This window comes from Chitinophagaceae bacterium (assembly GCA_030053935.1).
GTDB lineage: Bacteria > Bacteroidota > Bacteroidia > Cytophagales > JASGCU01 > JASGCU01.
Window position 1 is genome coordinate 1 of sequence record JASGCU010000040.1, and the last position, 20214, is coordinate 20214.

The 20214-nt window shown below is 31.6% G+C and carries 9 protein-coding genes; 5 read left to right on the forward strand and 4 right to left on the reverse strand.

The features are described 5' to 3' along the window. Positions 1 to 83 precede the first annotated feature (83 nt). The 5 genes from QM536_05605 (at position 84) to QM536_05625 (ending at position 14092) form a co-directional block, all read left to right on the forward strand. A complete protein-coding gene (locus QM536_05605) occupies positions 84 to 2003 on the forward strand; it encodes an efflux RND transporter permease subunit (GenBank protein MDI9356483.1) in 1920 nt (639 codons plus the stop codon). After that, positions 1990 to 3240, forward strand: a complete 1251-nt coding sequence (locus QM536_05610) for a TolC family protein (protein ID MDI9356484.1) — start codon at positions 1990 to 1992, stop codon at positions 3238 to 3240. The genes QM536_05605 and QM536_05610 overlap by 14 nt, the downstream gene beginning before the upstream one ends. 135 nt (positions 3241 to 3375) lie before the next feature. Next, positions 3376 to 6438, forward strand: a complete 3063-nt coding sequence (locus tag QM536_05615) for an N-6 DNA methylase (GenBank protein ID MDI9356485.1) — start codon at positions 3376 to 3378, stop codon at positions 6436 to 6438. A gap of 84 nt (positions 6439 to 6522) precedes the next feature. Next, entirely contained in the window at positions 6523 to 7353 is an 831-nt protein-coding gene (locus QM536_05620) for an indole-3-glycerol phosphate synthase TrpC (GenBank protein MDI9356486.1), read from the forward strand. Positions 7354 to 7789: 436 nt separating this feature from the next. Beyond that, positions 7790 to 14092 (forward strand): lamin tail domain-containing protein, encoded by a 6303-nt coding sequence (locus tag QM536_05625; protein ID MDI9356487.1) that lies wholly within the window; start codon positions 7790 to 7792, stop codon positions 14090 to 14092. Positions 14093 to 14506: 414 nt separating this feature from the next. Here QM536_05625 and QM536_05630 read toward each other — a convergent pair whose 3' ends face one another. The 4 genes from QM536_05630 to ppk1 form a co-directional block, all read right to left on the reverse strand. Continuing rightward, on the reverse strand, positions 14507 to 15022 hold the full coding sequence (locus QM536_05630; protein ID MDI9356488.1) for a hypothetical protein: 516 nt from the start codon (positions 15020 to 15022) through the stop codon (positions 14507 to 14509). Positions 15023 to 15334: 312 nt separating this feature from the next. Next, positions 15335 to 16636 (reverse strand): ornithine--oxo-acid transaminase, encoded by a 1302-nt coding sequence (gene rocD / locus QM536_05635; GenBank protein ID MDI9356489.1) that lies wholly within the window; start codon positions 16634 to 16636, stop codon positions 15335 to 15337. A 15-nt stretch (positions 16637 to 16651) separates the two neighbouring features. Beyond that, a complete protein-coding gene (gene hflX, locus QM536_05640; GenBank protein ID MDI9356490.1) occupies positions 16652 to 17806 on the reverse strand; it encodes a GTPase HflX in 1155 nt (384 codons plus the stop codon). Positions 17807 to 17857: 51 nt separating this feature from the next. Next, positions 17858 to 19975 (reverse strand): polyphosphate kinase 1, encoded by a 2118-nt coding sequence (ppk1, locus tag QM536_05645; GenBank protein ID MDI9356491.1) that lies wholly within the window; start codon positions 19973 to 19975, stop codon positions 17858 to 17860. Positions 19976 to 20214: the final 239 nt, after the last annotated feature.

The window sequence follows — 20214 nt, forward strand, 5'->3', positions numbered from 1 at the left end:
CTTATATAAATACAACACCATTTTTTAGAATCCCACACTCTTATTTTTAGGTAGCCAGTAGTATCTATGTAAGTAAAATATATATGCAATCAAACAAAAGAGAAAAATTATTAACAGAAGAGCAGAGAAATGCGATAATAGAAAGTTCTTGTAAGCAGGTAGGTCCTGGAGTTTTTTATTCTACGCTCATAGTCATTACCTCTTTTTTACCTATATTTTTATTGACGGGAATGGAAGGGAAGTTATTTCATCCCCTGGCTTGGACAAAGACCTTTATATTGTTGGTAGATGCTTTTTTAGCCATTACGCTCACGCCTGTATTGATTTCTTTTTTTCTCAAAGGACGATTAAAAAGAGAACAAGAAAATCCTATAACCCGTGTTTTAGAAAAAATATATACTCCTCTCCTTTTATTTTGCTTCCGATGGAGGAAGGTGGTGTTAAGTGCGAGTATCCTTATTCTTCTTGTGGGATTAGGTATGATGACCCGTTTGGGTTCTGAGTTTATGCCCCCTTTAGATGAGGGTTCTATTCTCTTTATGCCCGTGACTTTGCCTGATATTTCTAACTCTGAGGTAAAAAGAATCTTGCAGGTGCAAGATAAAATTATTACTACCGTCCCTGAGGTATCGCATGTATTAGGAAAAGCAGGGAGAGCATATACTGCTACGGATAATTCGCCTATAAGTATGATAGAAACCATTATTTTACTCAAACCTACCTCAGAATGGCGAGAAGGTATCACAAAAAATGATATCATCAACGAGCTCAATTCAAAATTACAAATACCAGGTGTAGTGAATGGATGGACTCAGCCAATTATTAATAGAATAAATATGCTCTCCACAGGTATAAGAACGGACATAGGACTCAAAATCTATGGACAAAAGCTAGATACAATCTATGCCTTTGCAGAAAAAATAAAAAAACATTTGGAAGACATACGAGGAGTGAAGGACCTCTATGTAGAACCTATAACAGGGGGAAAATATATAGATGTTGTCATAAAACGCAAGGAAATTGGCAGGTATGATCTTACTATAGATGATGTAAATATGGTAGTAGAAACTGCTCTGGGCGGAGTGGAACTTACTAATACTATTGAGGGCAGGAGTAGATTCTCGGTCAATGCAAGATATGGACAAGATTTTAGAAATAATATACAAGACCTGCAAAATCTACCGATACAAACTCCCAATTTAGGAACGATTCCATTAGATAGAGTAGCCGATATAAAAATAACAGACGGACCGCCGATGATAAACTCGGAAAACGCTCTCTTACGAGGGACAGTATTATTCAATGTGCGAGAACGTGATTTGGGAAGCACCGTGAAAGAAGCCCAAGAAAAACTGAACCAAATGCTACAAACATTACCCCAAGGATATTTTGTAGAATGGAGTGGGCAATGGGAAAACCAAATTCGTGCTGAAAAGACCCTCACACTGATTATACCCATAGTGATAGGGATTATTTTTTTTATACTCTATTTCACGTATAATTCCATAAAAGAAGCATTTACTACCTTGATTACCGTTCCTTTTGCTCTCATAGGGGGAGTGTTTATGGTATATTTTTATAATATAAATCTATCCGTAGCGGTAGCCGTAGGTTTTATTGCTCTTTTTGGAATGGCTATAGAAACAGCTATGCTTATGACTATTTATCTCAACGAAGCAATGATAAAGATGGTTGATAAACACGGAAACTCCTCTGAAACCCTTAATGTTACTATTATAAGAAATTATATAATGATGGGTGCTACACAAAGACTAAGACCAAAACTTATGACCGTTTCCGTAGGACTTTTTGGCATTATACCAGTCCTTTGGGCTACAGGAACAGGAAGCGATATTATGAAGCCAATAACTATACCTTTAATAGGAGGCACTCTCTCTTCTACCATATACGTTTTACTAATAACTCCCATCATCTTTGAAATGATAAAACAAAAAGAATTAAAAAAGAACCATAAAATTGAAATTATAGATGCAAAAGAATAACTTTTATTTCCTATTCCTTTTTTCTCTTCCTTTTCGGGTAATGCCTCAGGTATTATCACTGCAAAATGTATTCGATACCATTACTCATAACAACCCCACCATACAAATGTATGAAAGTAATATCCAATCTATGAAGGATAATGCTCAGGGAGCAAGAAGTTGGATGACCCCACAAGTGGGAGCAGGGCAATTTTTCACCCCTTATAATGCAGAACTTTGGAAAAGAAATGGAGATATAACAGGATTAGGTTCTGTTATGTTCAGTGTAGAACAAATGTTTCCCAATAAAAAAAAATTAGACGCAGAACAATCTTATATGAACTCTATGAGTGTGGCTGAAACAGAAAGGAAAGAATACATTATAAATGATATTATCCAAGAAGCAAAAGCATATTACTATAACTGGCTGGTGACCAAAAAAAAAATAGCCCTTTTGAAAGAAAGCGAGCAAAATCTGCATCTTATTATCCATACTTTTGAAATAAGATACCGAAATGGAACAGAAAAAATAGGAGCATATTATAAAGCAATGGCTTCTTTGGGAGAAATTAAAAACACTCTCATAGACGCTGAAAACACTATCACCAATATCAGAATACGCATGAATACCCTTATGGACAGAAATCCGGAAAAACTTTTTGACATAGATACCATATACGAACTAAACGACTACAGCACCCTTTTTATAGATAAACAAATGCTTTCCGAAACAAAAAGTGATATAAAAGCAATTGAAAAAGAAAAAACAACTCTCTTTCTCAAGCAAGAAAGTGAAAAAGAAAACCTGAAACCACAATTTGGAATCAGATATGACCACATGATCGGCTTTGGAGGACAACCAATGCAATATACTCTCATGGGAATGGTGCGACTACCAATGGTTCCATGGGCATCAAAAATGACAAAAGCCTCCATTAAGTCATTAGAATGCAAAATACAAGCCATAGAATATGAAAAACAAAGTATGCTCAACGAATATATAAACAACTTGTACCGACTAAAAAATAATCTTGCAGCAAAAATCAAACAAATATCTATCTATGAAACCCAAGTAATCCCCGCTTTGCAAAATAACTATAAGACCATTCAAAGAGCATACGCCCAAAATACCGAAGAACTTTTTATACTCTACGATGCATGGCAATCTCTAAACCAAAAAGAATTAGAATACATAAATCTATTAGAGGAAGCCCTCTCACTACAGGTATTCATTGAAACAATTATTCAAAAAAAATAAATGATCCATAAAAATAAATGATCCAAGACCGTTGCGAAACGATAATTCTCATACAATACATCCTCTTGAATAAATCAATTTTTAGAACCCACCTAAAATTATTAAGTAAAAAATATTAAACTTGCGAAAAAAATTATGACCGCATTACAAAAATATATACAATCATTACAAACAATTGATTTTTCGGAAGTTACCGAACATTCTCTGCGTTTTGAATTAAAAACTTTATTAACAGATATTTTTGATAGAAAAATTGATATACTGCACGAAGGAAAACGAGAAGGAAAATTTGGTGCACCCGATTTTAAAATATCCGATAAAAATGGAATAATCGGTTATGTTGAAACTAAAAAAGTAGACGACAATTTAGAAAAAATAATTAAGAGCGAGCAAATAAAAAAATACACCCAACTATCTGATAATTTACTATTAACAAATTATTTGGAATTTATTTGGATACGCAAAGGCAAAATTGAATTGCGTGAAACCTTATGTTATGTAAGCGACTTAAAAAATAAAAAGTTTCAAATTACACAAGAAAAAGATGAAAACACAGAAAATGTTATAAAGCAATTTCTTAAAGAAAATCCGACAGGAATAAATAATGCAAAAGAACTTGCTCATTCAATAGCAACAAGAACCAAAATCTTAAAAGATTTTTTGCGTGATACCATTCAAAGTCAAATCGATAGTGAAACACAAAGTCCGCTAACAGGTTTATATAGCACATTTCAAACCTCAATTTCTACACATTTAACAGTTTCCGAATTTTCCGATGCTTTTGCGCAAATGTTGAGTTACGGTATTTTTCTTGCGAAACTCAATGCCGACACGAAAGAAATAAACCTTTTTACTGCAAAGCAATACATTCCAAAATCTTTTGAATTAATACACGAATTAGTTGGTTTTATTGATAAATTAGAAAACGAAGAATATGCAGACACTCGCTGGATTGTAGAAGAAATTATTACTTTACTTAATAATATTGATGTTCGAGCAATTCAAGAAAGTTTATCTTTTAACAAAAACAAAAATCCCGATAAATCCGTAGTTGCCGACCCCTATTTATATTTTTACGAAGAATTTTTGTCGGTTTACGATGCAAAATTGCGAAAATCAAAAGGAGTTTACTATACGCCACCCGAAATAGTGAGTTTTATTATTCGTAGTGCGGGACAATTATTAGAAACAGAATTTGGTATTAAACAACAATTTGCCGACAACAAAAAAATTACAGTACTTGATTTTGCAACCGGAACGGGAACTTTTATTTTAGAAATATTAAAACAGATATTAAATTCCGTTCCGCCCAATTCCACGAAACGACAAGTGCTAATACAAGAACATATCCTGAAAAATATTTATGGTTTTGAGTATCTTATTGCCCCTTATACTATTGCACACTTAAAACTATCTCAATTTTTAAAAGATAATGACTACGAACTGCAACCAAAAGAACGTTTGCAAGTATATTTGACCAATACAATAGAACCGCTTAAAACACAATACAATGTATTTGTTCAAGCACTTTCAATTGAAGGAGAAACAGCTCAGAAGATAAAGGATAAACCAATATTGGTAATTACAGGAAATCCTCCATATTCTACATCTTCATCAAATAAAAGTCATTTTATTACTAATTTATTAAAAGATTACAAAAAAAATCTAAACGAAAAAACAATAAATTCATTAAATGATGATTATATAAAATTCATCAGATTTGCGCACAATAAAATAGAAAAAACTGGTAAAGGGATTATTGCAATTATTACAAACAACTCTTATTTAGATGGTCTGATTTTCAGAAAAATGAGAGAAAAATTATACGAAGATTTTGATAAAATTTATATTGTTAATTTGCATGGCAATTCTTTGAAAAAAGAAGGCGATGAAAATGTTTTTGACATAAGAGTAGGAGTAAGTATTTTGTTTTTAGTGCGTTTAGAAAAGCGTTTGAAAAATAAAGAAGTATATTATTTTTCGACAAAAGAAAATGATTTAATCAGTAGAAAAGAAAAATTTGATTATTTTGAAAATACAGAATTTGAAAACGTTCCTTTCGAAAAATTGAAATTATCAGAACCATATTTTTGGTTTACCGATAAAATAATTGATAGTAAAAACAATTATTTCAAGTTTTGGAGTGTAACTGATATTTTTAAGACTTATAGTGTTGGTATTGGAACAAAAGTAGATACAATTTCAATAGATTTTAATAGCGAAAAACTTGAAAAGCGGATTCATAAAATATTAAAAGGTCCCCCCCCCATACCTGATTTGATAAGAGAATACGACCTGAACGAAAATACAACGTGGGAATACGAACGCGCATTAAAAGCAAATTTTGATAAAATCAAAATTGTAGAATACGATTATCGCCCATTTGATGTTCGATACATTTTTTATGATAATAATTTTTTGTCGAGAAGCAGAAAAGCAGTAATGGATAATTTTTTCGGACATGAAAATTTAGGAATAATTGTTCCTCGACAATCAAAATTACCTGATTACAAACATGCTTTTATTACAAATAAGATTTCTGATGAAAGTTTTTTAGCAGGAGGTAGAGATCTAGGTGCAGGTGTAGTTTTTTCATTATATTTATATTCCGAGCAAACCGGCAACGGTAACGGCTTATTATTTGAAAAAATAGAAGGCAGAAAATTAAATTTTACCGATAATTTTAAAACTTTTATAAAAGATACTTATCAAGGTAAATTCACAGCCGAAGAAATTTTTTATTACATGTATGCTATTTTGCATAGTCCGACTTACAGAAAAAAATATATTGAGTTTTTAAAAATTGATTTTCCTAAATTACCATTTACTGAAGATTTGACAACAATAAAAAAGTTGTCAAATATTGGAGAACAACTTGTTAATGCTCATACTTTCAAAGAAATACCTACTCAAAACGTTGGTATTCCGATGGGATTGGAGGATACTGATGTTACAAAAATTCAATTCAAAGAGAACCGTTTATATTACAACGAAACAAATTATTTTGATAAAGTTTCAGACGAAATTTTTAATTTCAAAATCGGTAGTTATCAAGTTCTTGACAAGTATTTAAAGGAACGTAAAAATCGAAAATTGGATAATAAAGAAATTGTAAAATTGGAAGAAATTATAAACATAATTGGTTTTACAATCAAACAAATGAATATAATTGATAGATTAACAAATAATTGGATATAAAAAATGCAACGTAAATTTTCATACTATCCGAGTGATGTAGAACAACTGATACAAAAAAAATAAAACACTGATGGAACTTAAAAAATGCTCACTATAAAAACGAAGATGGAAAACAAAGCAAAATATTTAGAAGAAATAGTAAATGAGACAAGAAAAAATGTAGAAACATTTAAAAAAATAAGAATCCCTCCTCGGATTTTAGAGAAACAAATACAAGAAAGTATTCCTGTGGTTTCTCTCAAAAAATCTATTCTGTTAGGAACAGGGGTGATTATGGAATATAAAAGACGCTCTCCCCTCAAAGGATACCTGAATATGAATGTAGAATCAGAATACGTATGCAAATATTATTTTGAGGCTGGTGCTTCAGGGGTTTCTATTTTGACAGAAGAGCGTTTTTTTGCAGGCAGATGTTCCGATTTAAGGAGAGCAAAATCTTTATACCCTGCTTATCCTTTTCTCAGAAAGGATTTTATTATAGATGAGTATCAAATTTTGGAAACGAGAAGTATAGGTGCAGATGCTATTCTTTTAATAGCTAATATACTCAGTCCCCAAGAAGTAAAAAAATTTGCAACACTTTCAAAAGAATTGCATTTAGAAGTACTGTTAGAAATTCATACAGAATTAGAACTCCTGAAATGCTTGCATATGGGTATAGAAAATCTTATAGATATCATTGGGGTCAATAATAGGAATCTGGATACTATGGAAATAGATATAGATAATAGCAAAAAACTATCCGATACCATTCCGCCACTCTTCTGCAAAATCTCAGAAAGTGGAATACATTCCCATAAAATAATCCAAGATTTGAAGAAAAACTATGGATACCATGGTTTTTTAATAGGTGAAAGATTTATGAAAGAGCCAGATCCAGGTATAGAAGCTCTTCTTTTTATGAGACATGAGTAACTATTGAGCATAATAAGATTATCCTTACGATGCTTAGGGTATAGATTACACCTAGATTCATACATGCATCCCTGTCATGGCGATTTCTTCCGAGGTATAATACCCACCCCGAAAGCAATATAGGAAAACGATGAGATAGTTGACCTAAAAAAACTACCATAATCGGCCGGAATAGAGGTCATACATTCACAATTAAAAAAGAATATTATGAACGTATTCGAAACAATATAATAATCGGGAGTTCTAAAAATTAAATATTTGAAAATCGGTGGTGATTCAAAAAGTATGATTAGGAATTATATAAGATATGTGTGCTTAGTCAGTAAAAGAGTATAAAAAAAGATGAATCCAAACTATTTTTTTAGAAAAATTAGAAAAAATGTAAACTAATAAGAATGAAATATGTACTTTTGTTTTGACTTTTTAAATATATAAAATGGGTTCTTATATTTTTAAAAAATTAAAACCTAAAAAACAATTTTTAGAACCCACCAATAAAAAAATATTTATCTTTGTAAAAAAAAACACCCTTCCTATTTCGGGACTCGGAATATGGAATTCTTCTGCAAAAATGACAAGTTTTCACCTATTATTTTGTAGTATTATGAAAAAATTATTCTTCTTTTTCATCATTATTCAGGCTGCTGAGGCACAATTTATAGAAAATTTTACCGATGGAAATATTTCTCAAAACCCAAAATGGAAAGGAGATACTACTCATTTTATCATCAACGCATCACAACAGTTACAACTCAATAATACTTCTGCATCAGGTGGCGATGCTTTTTATTCCTCTATATCTACCCCTTTTACTCTTTTAGAAGCCACGATGTGGGAATTTTGGGTTCGCATTCCCAACCCTACTACTGCTAATTTTCCAAGAATATATTTAGTGACTGATACCTCTTACCTTTTAGGAGATCTAAATGCGTATTTCGTAAGTATTAATGCGAATAAACAAATTATTTTGCAAAAACAAACAGGGACAACTTTCTTTACTCTACTTTCTTCAGGGAGTTCTACCGTCACCTGCCCATGTAGTTATAAAATACAAGTGACCCGTTCCCACCGTGGTGAATGGAAGCTTTTTACAGGTGTAGCAAATAACTATACTTTACAGGGAACTACTACGGATAGTTCTTTCACCTCCTCCAAATATTTTGGTGTCTATACTCGTTACTCTTCAGGAAATAAATCTGCTTATTCGTTTGATAGCATATCTATTATGACAAAGTTACGCATTCAAAATATAGAAATAATAAACCAAAAACAAATTCGAATTACTTTTAATCAACCGTATGATTCTACTACTACCTTGAATAGAAATAACTATTCTTTCACTCCCTCTATAACCATTGATTCTCTCAAAAAATATACTTTGCAGTCCATAGATATGTATGTAGATAGTATACGAACAGGAAATAATGCTTTTTCCATACATAACATAAAAGCACAGGTTTCCAAAGATTTTGATACGCTTACTACTTCTTTTATCTACAACCCTTTGCGTTTGCTGAGTGTACATGCTCTGTCCCCTCAAAAGATTACTCTTTTTTTTAATCAAGAAGTAGACAGTATTTCTGCAAACAATATTGCCCATTACTCTGTCCATACATTAGGAATGCCTGTAAACATCATAATCTCTGCTCACAAGAAAGAAATTACTCTTATTTTTAGCAATTCCTTTGCTCCCCAGTTTTACTCTCTTTCTGTGCAAAATATTTTTAATGAAGAAAAAAATAGTCAACTTTCCACCAACACAACATTTGAATATTTTATTCCTTTGATTATAGATTCTCTTCAGATAAAAAGTAATCGTTCTTTGCAGTTATTTTTTAACGAGGCAGTAGATACTATTTCCGCAAAAAATTTCTCTCATTATACCGTTAATAATAATATTGGTACCCCTATAGATATTGTATTGTATCCCAATAAAAGAGAAGCTACACTCTTATTTGATAGTGTTTTTGAAAGAAATACCTATGAGCTTTCCGTACAGGGTTTAAAAAATAGCAATCAAAAACATATTGTTCCTTCCCCAACAGTTCTAAATTTTACCTATAATCCCCTTAGAATAGATTCTTTTCGCATTTTTGAAAATAAAAAAATACTCCTTTCTTGGAACCAAAATATAACAAATGTAAACAAAAATTCTTTTGTATTAGATAATAATTTTTACAATCCCGATACTATTTTTTTTCAAAATAATGCAAAAAATAAACTCGTTCTTTCTTTTTCTCAAAACTTTGCAAATACTCATTATACTCTCTCCATCAAGAATATTGCAAACGAAAAGATGAATGCTCAGATAGATTCTCTCGTCTTGTCTTTTGCGGTAAATGCTCCGAGTTCTTATAAGGACTTATGGATAAATGAGCTTTTTCCCGACCCAACAGGAACATTCTATCCTGATTCCCTGGTTTTACCTACTCATAGTTCTGCTGAATTTATAGAAATTTTTAATAATACGAGCCATTCTATAAATCTCTATAATTTCAAAATATCCACGGCAAATATTGGAAATTATACTATACATGCAGGTGAATACGTTATTCTTTGCCCTACTGCCTTTGTAAATAATTACCAACTCTTTGGAAAAACAATTGGGGTTGCAAACTTTCCCAGCTTAACCAATACGGGAAGGAAAATAGAACTACGGGATAATTTTAACAATCTGATAGACAGTATCACATACCGAGACAGTTTTTATGGGGATTCTAAAAAACAAGATGGAGGATGGACTTTAGAGTTTCTCAATAAAAACTCCGCTTGTTCCCCTTCTACCAATTGGAGAGCATCTTTTTCTAAAATAGGAGGGACTCCAGGGAGTATAAACTCATGGGTAAACGCCCTAGATACCAATCAAATCGCTATATCTCAAATACAATTTATAGATAGTATACGATTCCATATTATTTTTTCTCAAGAAATAGATCTTGAAAATTCTCAGAATTGGAGCATCACGATACATTCTCATAGTATAAAAACCATTCAAAAAGCATCACAAAATAGTATTCAAGTGACATTAGATACTCCGATTATTTCTGAAAAAAAATATACTATTACTTATAAAAATATTAAAAAATGTAACAACAATGCGGAATCGGGAAGTTATTCTTTCTCTTATGATAAAAAACCACCCCTTTTAAAAAATATATCTTTGGTATCCCTCAAAAATATTGTATTATTATTTGATGAATCCTTAAAGGAAACAACAGCCGAAAACGAGCAAAATTTTTCATTATCGCATCCCCTGCTCTTTTTTAACCCTCTCCCTTCCAGTGCTATTTTACAGAGCGATAAAAAAAGTATACTCCTTTCGTTTTCCCATAATTTATTGTTAGATGAAACGTACACAATCAATATTGGGAATATAAGCGACAGTGTGGGAAATGTTATTCCATTTACTACCAAAAAAATCAAAATAAAGCAAGAAATAGATACCGCTTTTGTGGAAGGAGAGAATTATCTGCGGGTAATCTTTCAAAAAAAAATATCTCAAAATAGTTTATCTCAGTTAAAAAATTATAGCATCATACACGATACTATAAATCCTGTAAGCATAATACAAATGGATACTTCTTCAAAAAATATTCGTCTTATTTTTTCAAGAAAGTTCCCCGAAAATATTTTCTTTTTCCTAAAAGTCCGTTCTCTTACAGACATATCCGATTCTTCTGTAATAACTCCCGAGTTTCCTCTTTTTTACGACACAAAAGCACCGAAGATAATAGATATTTTGGCTCTCAATTCTCGTCAATTATCTTTGAGTTTTGATGAACCTATTTGGAAGCATTCGGGAGAAACTTCCGCAAACTATACCCTTCTCAATAGGGATAAACAACCCGTTTCTGCTCTTTTAAAAAATAATACCCAAGTAATCCTCACTTTTTTAGAAAAAATCCCACCCGAAATAGAACAAGAACTTTCCATAAAAAACATAGAAGATATTCATAAAAACAAAATGACCACCACCTCTTCTAAACCATTTTTTTTCGATACCATCCCCCCTCGTTTGCTATACTCCAATGCATATACTCAAAAAACACTCCGATTTCAATTTTCAGAACCTCTCAAACAGTATACTCGTCTCTCTGTTTTTATAGAAAATGCACCCGCACACTCTTTCAAAATATTAGAATATGACTCTTCAAAAATAGAAATAACCCTTCAAAATCCGCTCTCTATCAAACATAATATCCCTCTATTATTTACAAATATAAGCGATAGATTCGCAAATACAAAAGATTCCATTACCTCATTTATAGATAATTCCACCATTCAAATTGCAGATGCTTTTTTTCATTCGGACAGCACAGTAGTAGTAAAATTTTCAAAACTTTTTCTACGCGATTCTATAAAGAGTTCTCTTATTTTGTCTCTCAATGATTCTTTTCAAATACTCTCAACCAATATTTTTTCAGCAGAAGCAATACTTTTTACCTATAATAAAAAATGTATCAATGGGACTACGTATCCTTTTGTGATACAAAATATATGGGGAGAAGATGGTATAAAACAACAAAAAATGGACACCATCAATCTTTTGTATAACTCTCGTATCAAGTTTATAAAAATAGAAAAAAATGATATTCTCCAAATACAATTTACTAACCCTCTTTCGTACAAAAATCTCAAAAAAACATACTTCAAACTTTTTCCACAAAATATTTCTCCACAGCACTATACTCTCCACGAAAAAGATTCTTCTCTTGTACGATTATTTTTTACCGATCATTTTTTAGAAAATATACCCCTCTTTTTGCAATTAGATTCCCTCTCTGATAGATGGAATAGGAAAATTCCGAATCAAAGAATACGATTTTTGAGAGATACCCAATCCCCTTATTTGTCGAATGTAAAACCCATCAATCAACAAGAATTAGTGATAACATTTAATGAAGAGGTATCTTTCTATTCCGCATCCTCATTGAATAATTATATTGTGTCACAGCAAGGGTTTCCAAAAACTATTTCTCCATTAAATGCTCGGGAATACAAACTTTTTTTTGACCCTCCTTATAGTCATAATACTCCTTACACACTCATTGTAAAAAATATATCGGATATATCAGGCAATATTCTCTTGATAGATAGTGCTTCTTTTATTTTTTCTACGGGCAATGCACCGAAAAAAGGAGATATTTTTATCACAGAAATAATGTTTGACCCCTCTCCTCCTATCGGCTTACCCGATGCTGAGTATTTGGAAATATATAACCGTTCCTCGCAGACAATATCTTTGCATAACTGCACTTTACAAATAAATAATACGAATATTTCACTTCCTTTCGTGGATATGCTCCCTCAAGAATATTGTATAGTAGCAGCCACAAACTATACTTCCCTTTTACAACAGTATGGAAAAATACTCGGAGTGCCTTCTTTTTCTCTTTCCAATGCAGGAGGGACTATAACTCTTAAAAAACAAGATACCATTATGGATAGGGTTATGTATTCTCCGGCTTCATTACCAAAAGAAAATCAAGACGGAGGGTATTCTTTAGAAATTCAAGAAATAGGAAATGAATGTTTGGGAAGCAAGAACTGGACAGCCAGTAGAAGTATAACAGGAGGTACTCCCGGAAAACAAAATTCTGTAAATGATTCATTTCTTGATAGTATACCTCCAACAATAAAACGGATAGAAGTAATAAACGATTCTTCCATTCTCATATTTATATCCGAAATAATCAGATGGGATAAAAATAGTTCCCCTATTTTAAAACCATCCATACCTATACAATACGCTACCCCTTCGGGATTTACGGATAGTTTTAGAATCATTTTTTCTGAGAAAATAAAAAAACAAACCCAATACCTGCTTTCTCTATCAGAAATATATGACTGCAAAAATAATATGGGGAGAAATATACAAACTTATTTCTTCCTACCCGAAAGAGGAGATAAAGACGATGTCATCATCAATGAAATTCTATTCAATCCAAATGTAAATGGAGTGGACTTTGTAGAATTAAAAAATATATCTGAAAAATATATTAACCTCGCAGGATGGAAAATAGGTAACCAAGAAGGGGAAAGAAGCGCAAATTTTCGCAGTGTATCGGACAGTAGTTTTATTTTAGAGCCAAATTCTTTTGTCACTTTTACCAATGCACCTGAAGTATTACAAATGCAATATCCGTTAGGAAAAGAAAATACTTTTTTGAAAGTCACATTACCATCTTACAATGATGATAAAGGAGGAGTATTTATAAAAAATGCAGAAAATATCACCGTAGATTCTTTGTATTACGATGAAAAAATGCACTCGACTCTCTTAAAAGAAACAGAAGGGGTTTCTTTGGAACGTATTTTTGCTCATACTTCAACAAATGAACGTCTTAATTGGAGCTCTGCAACAGAATCCGTAGGATTTGCTACACCGGGGTACGATAATTCTCGAAATGGTGTATTACACATTCCCGAAAAAATGATAGAAATAGAGCCAAAAGCATTTGTTCCTTGTGCTGGATGCCTCACTAACTCTACCACTATTACCTTTCACCATTCTCTTCAAAATAGTAAGGTGTATGCTTTTATTTATAATGTTGATGGAATAAAAATAAAAACTTTGAGCAATGGTTCTTATCTTTCCGCATCCAGTTTTTTTACTTGGGATGGGACGGATGAATCTAACCTTCGTGTTCCTGTTGGGTTATACATTCTCTATTGTGAATTTTTTGATGTATATGGAAAGCAAGTAGTTGTAAAAGAAACTATTGCAATAGGATTTTAATGTATGGATTTTTTACTTTATATTTTTATGATAGAAAAAATTATTATTTTTGTGCTTTTTTGTCTTGCTTTGTGGTATCTCTGTGGAAAGATACATAAGCAGTTTCAAAAAAAAGATGGATGCTCCAATGGATGTGGATGTTCCAAAAAATAAATTATGAATTATTTTATAGAAAGCTGTTTCTAATTATAGTTATATATTTATTTGATAGGGAGTTATTATAAATCCAAAAGGGAGCGTTGATGAAATGTTCTTTTTTTATGTATGTTTGGTTTGAAGGGTAAATTCTTGGATACTTTGCTCTATAATATCACAGGCGTGGTCTATTTGTGCTTCTGTAATGGTGAGGGGGGGAGCAAATCGTATGGTATTGCCAAGTATATGCTTTTTTATGTATATAAGAAGAGAATAAAATTAAGAACCGTTAATTGTTTTATCTATTAATTCTAAATATTTAAATTGCTCAATTTTAGATTTTAAAGCTGTAGTAGGATTCCCACTTTTAATTATAGTTACAATATACTTTTTTACCTCTTCGTTATAATAAATAATGTTAAATTCGTATTCAAATAATTTTAAATCTTCTTTGGTGATTATTTTATGCTCAAATGTTATCCCTAATTTAATGAGATTTTCTAATAGTTTATCTAAATTTTTTTCTTTGTCACTCCCTCCTAAATCTTTTTGCAAGTCAAAAGTAAATGTATTGTATTGCAATTCATAAAATAAATTATTTAAATCATCACTTAAACGCCAATAATCAAAAATTTCAATTAAATTTTTTTTGTGTTCTGATTTTATGTATCGGTTATATTGAAAAACTTGAAATACACCAAAAAAAACACCAATAATAACTGCAAGATTTGCAAGTAAACTTACCCATTCAGTAATTTTTAATGATAAAATATATTCTATTAAAAAAATTGACATATTAAAAAGATTATAGGAGATAATTTTTTAATTTTTTACCACTATAACCGAGTACCTCTTACTAGGACTACTAGGACCAGGACCCCAACAATACGATTTAGTTTTTAATTTTTTGTTCATAATACAATGTAATAGTTAAAATGAGAGTTCTTTTCAGAACAGGAATAATGGAATTTTTATACTATAATTATTTTTGTAAAACACCAAGATAGTTTTTTTTCAAAAAATAAAATTTTATCTAAAAATAATTCCATAAAAGAAGGATTTTATGAGAATAAATACAATAAAATGAATATATGTTTTTTTATAGTTCTATGACTTGTTTTTTAAGGCATTTGATTCTGCTGTAAATTCTTGGATACTTTGCTCTATAATATCACAGGCGTGGTCTATTTGTGCTTCTGTAATGGTGAGGGGGGGAGCAAATCTTATAATATTTCCATGAGTGGGCTTTGCTAATAATCCGTTATTTTTAAAAATGATACAGATATCCCATGCTGTGGTGCTTTCGGGAGAATCATTTATAACTATAGCATTTAAAAGTCCTTTCCCACGTACTATTGAGATGATGGGGTATTTTGGTAGCATTGTTTGGATTCTGTTTCGGAAGAGGAGTCCCATTTTGCGAGCATTGAGCATCAGTTTTTCTTTTAAAAGGACTTCTAAGGCGGTCATAGCGACTTTGGAAGCGATTGGATTTCCTCCAAAAGTAGATCCATGGGTTCCTGGTGTTAGAACGTTCATTACTTCTGCATCGGACAAAATAGCAGAAATGGGATATGTTCCGCCTGATAGCGCTTTTCCTAATAAAAGAATATCGGGTTTTGTATATGTTTGTTTATTTCTTTCGCATGTATTTTGACAATTACAGTTTCCACAAACTCCTAACCAAGTTCCGGTCCTTCCTAGTCCTGTTTGAATCTCATCAGCTATCAAGAGGACGTTATTTTTTTTACAGAGTTTTTTTGCTTCGGATATAAAGTTATCTGATGGTACTATAACTCCTGCTTCTCCTTGTATGGGCTCTACTAAAAAACCCGCTACTTTTTTATTTTGCAGGGCTTCTTCTAAAGAATGTAAGTCATTATACGGTATTTCTAAAAATCCTTGTGGGAAAGGACCGAAGTTTTTTTTAGCAAGGGGGTCTGAGCTAAAAGAAACTATAGTAGTGGTTCTTCCGTGGAAGTTTTGTTTGCAAACTATGATGAGTGCTTCGTTTTGAGGGATTCCTTTTTTTTCATATCCCCATTTTCTACAGAGTTTAATGGCAGATTCTACTGCTTCTGCTCCTGAATTCATAGGGAGCATTTTTTCAAATCCGAAGAGAGTGCAGATATATTCTGCATATATCCCTAGTACACTATTATGAAAAGCCCGGGAGGTGATAGATAATTTGAGTGCTTGTTTGGTAAGAGCATCTATAATTTCAGGATGATTATGTCCTTGATTTACACAAGAATAAGCAGATAAAAAATCATAATATTTTTTTCCTTCTACATCCCAAACAAAAACGCCACTCCCGTATTCTAATACTACAGGAATGGGATGGTAATTACTTGCTCCGTATTTTTCTTCTAATGCAATGAGTTCTTGAGTTCCTAATAATTTTTCCATCTTTGTAAAGTATGTTTATTGTTGAGGTTTGTTAATTTTTAATATTTCTTGAACTATAAGTTTTTTAAGATTATTGGTGTTGTCTTTTGTATATGCGGATATAAAAATATATGGTGAGTTTTTTCTATTAGAAAAGAATGCGTGTGCCCTTTCAAAATAAGAGACGTTATCATTTTCTATATGTGTTTGTTGGATTTTATCTGATTTATTAAAAACAGTAATGATAGTTTTATTTCCTGCATTTATTTCTTGCAAAGTATCTTCTACTACTTTTATTTGTTCTTCAAAATGAGGATGAGATAGGTCTACTATATGGAGTAAAATATCTGATTCTCTGATTTCATCTAAGGTAGATTGAAATGCTTCTATAAGTTTTGTAGGGAGTTTTCTGATAAAGCCGACGGTATCGGATAATAAAAAATAATGTCCATCAATAAATACTTTTCTGACGGTAGAATCTACGGTTGCAAAGAGTTTATTTTCTGCTAAGACATTTGCTTTTGTAAAAAAGTTCATAATAGTGGATTTACCAACATTAGTATATCCGACAAGGGATATTCTTACAAATGTTTCTCTATCTTTTCTGCGAATGACACCTTGTTGTTTTATTTTTTCTAATTGTTTTGTGAGTACATCTATTTTGGTTTTAATAGATCTTCTATCGGTTTCTATTTCTTTTTCCCCTGCTCCTCCTCTGGATCCAGTTCCTCCTCTTTGTCTTTCTAAGTGGGTCCACATGTGGGTGAGTCGTGGTAGTAGATATTGGTATCTTGCTAATTCTACTTGGGTTCGGGCTTGCGATGTTTTTGCTCTTCTCAAGAATATATCTAATATCAAAAGAGTTCTATCGTATATTTTTATTTTTAAATGATTTTCTAAATTTCGTAATTGAGAGGGGGAAAGTTCATCGTCAAAAATAATAATTTGTATATCATTATTTTTAATGTAGAGATGGATATCTTCTAATTTTCCTTTACCGACAAAGGTTTTTACATCGGGTTTTTCTAATCGTTGAAAGAACTTTTCTTTGACTATCAGTTCTAATGTTTCACTCAAAAAATGAAGCTCATCTAAGTATTCACGAGCTTTTTCTAATGGTTGGTCTTTATGTATTAAAGCTACTAAAACCGCTTTTTCGGGAGGATTTTGTGTTGGTATAAGTTGTTTCATATTTTGATTGTTATGAATGGAATTGAGTTTTATGAGAGTTTTTTTTGTTTTTTAAAAAATAGTGGCTATATGTATCATATCTTCTGATACATTATAGAATTGTTCATGGCAATTGAAAATGGGTTGTCCGTGCTTTGGGGCTAATGCTTGATATGTTCCATCGGATTTGAGTTCGTAGGAGTTGAAATTATCTTGAAAATTATAGTGTAGGATACTTATGCACTGTTTTTTTATATAATCATCTGTGATGCAAAAAAGGGATTCAATGCGTTTATCAAAAGACCGAACCATTATATCGGCACTTCCGCCGTATATTTTAGGGTTTCCATTATTGTGAAAGTAATAAATTCGTGCGTGTTCTAAATATTCTCCTACTATTGATTTTACGGATATATTTTCACTTAATCCGGGTATGCCTGGCTTTATACAACACACTCCTCGGACAATAAGTTTAATAGGTACTCCTGCTTGTGATGCTCTATAGAGTGCATCTATAGATTCTTTGTCTTGGAGAGAATTTATTTTAATAGCTATACCTGATGGGAGTTTATTTTTTGCGTTCTCTGTTTCTTTTTCTATCAATGTTATAATCTCCTTACGCATGTGGGAAGGGGCAGTTATGATATTTTTATACTCGGGGAAAGAGTGTCCCGTAATAGCAATAAAAAAATGAGTGATGTCAGTAGTATATTCTTCTGCGGAAGTTAAAAGTCCTATGTCAGTATATTGGTTTGAAGTGCTTTCATTATAATTTCCGCTGGCGAGATGGACATATTTTTTGATTTTATTGTTTTCTTCTTTAATAATTAAAAGGAGTTTTGTATGTGTTTTTTGAGAGCCGATGCCCCGTATTACATAGCAACCGCTTTTTTCTAGTGTATCAGCTGCTTGCATATTACTTTCTTCATCGAAACGTGCTTTTATTTCAAAGAGTACTGTAACATCTTTTCCATTAGTTTTTGCTCTCTTGAGAGCTTCTATAATACGACTGTTTTTTGATAATCTGTAAATCGTTATTTTAATATGTGTGACATAGGTATCTTCGGCTGCTGTTTCTAAGAGGTGTAAAACAGCTTCAAAAGAATCATAAGGATGGTGCAAGAGATAACTTTTTTTCTCTAATAGATGAAATATGTCCTCATTTTTATCGATCAAATCGGTAAGTTTGTTGGGAGTATTTTGTTTATTTGGAGAAGTATTTGCCTTAGAATGTTCTGATAATTGAGGATGTTTAGATATTTCCCAAAGACATTGGTAATCAAGAAGAGAGTGTGATGGGGAGTAAATAATAGTATCATCGTCTAAAGAAAGTTCTTTTTGAAGGGCCTTTAAAACAAGTTTTTCTGCATGTTCTATTGTTTGAATTCGGACTACTCTGCCGCTGCTTCTTTTTTTTATTCTTCTTCTCATCTCATCTACAAAGTTTTGATCTGAATCTTCTAAATCCTCAATTGGAAAATCCCCATTTCTTGTGATTCTACAAAGTGTTTGTGATATGATTTCTACGTTTCTAAATAAACTTCCCATACATTCTTTAATGATGTTCTCTATAGGAATGAAATGTATAGTATTTTTTATATGTACTTCTGCGAATCTTTTTCCTTTATTGATATTAAGAGGCATTTGGACAAAAGACACTACTTTTTTTTTCTCTTTATCTTGGGAAACGATTCCGTATGTAAGGATTTTATTAGAAATTTCTATCAAAGGATGAAATTTATCATACCGAGCAGGGGTTAAAAAAGAAGGTATCATATTTTCATATTCTTCTTTTATTGTATTTCTATAGCTTTCGGGAAGGTCTGTTAGGAGAGATATCTTGATATAATGCTTATGGAGCTGTGGAAGGATATGATTGAGATAGCATATATCTTGCTTGTGTGCAAATTCTTTATAATCAGAATATAATTTCTTTTTAAAATCAGAAGTATTTAATCCTGAATATTCTTTCTTTTCTTGGTTATTATCAATATAATTATAGAGAGAGCCAACTCTTATCATAAAAAACTCATCTGCGTTGGTAGAACTAATTGCTAAAAATTTGAGCTGTTCTGATAATGTTCTACCTTTTTTATATACCTGGTCTAATACTCTGCTATTAAACTTTATCCAACTTAAGTCCCTGCTAATATATTGACTTGCATTTATAATATTTTCAATTGCATTCATAACATAAACATATACAATCCTTAGGTTCCAAAAAGAAAATGAAGAAAATAAAAACGTCAGAACCATTTGAACCATTTTTAATTCTTTACTAAAAGCTACAAATATATAATAAATAATTGCAAATTACTTTTTTTGTAAAATAGTAAAATTTTTTGTCTCTATTTAAGTAATTTTTATTATTATTAGGGGAGTTCTAAAAATTAAATATTTGAAAATCATATAAAATATATGTACTTTTT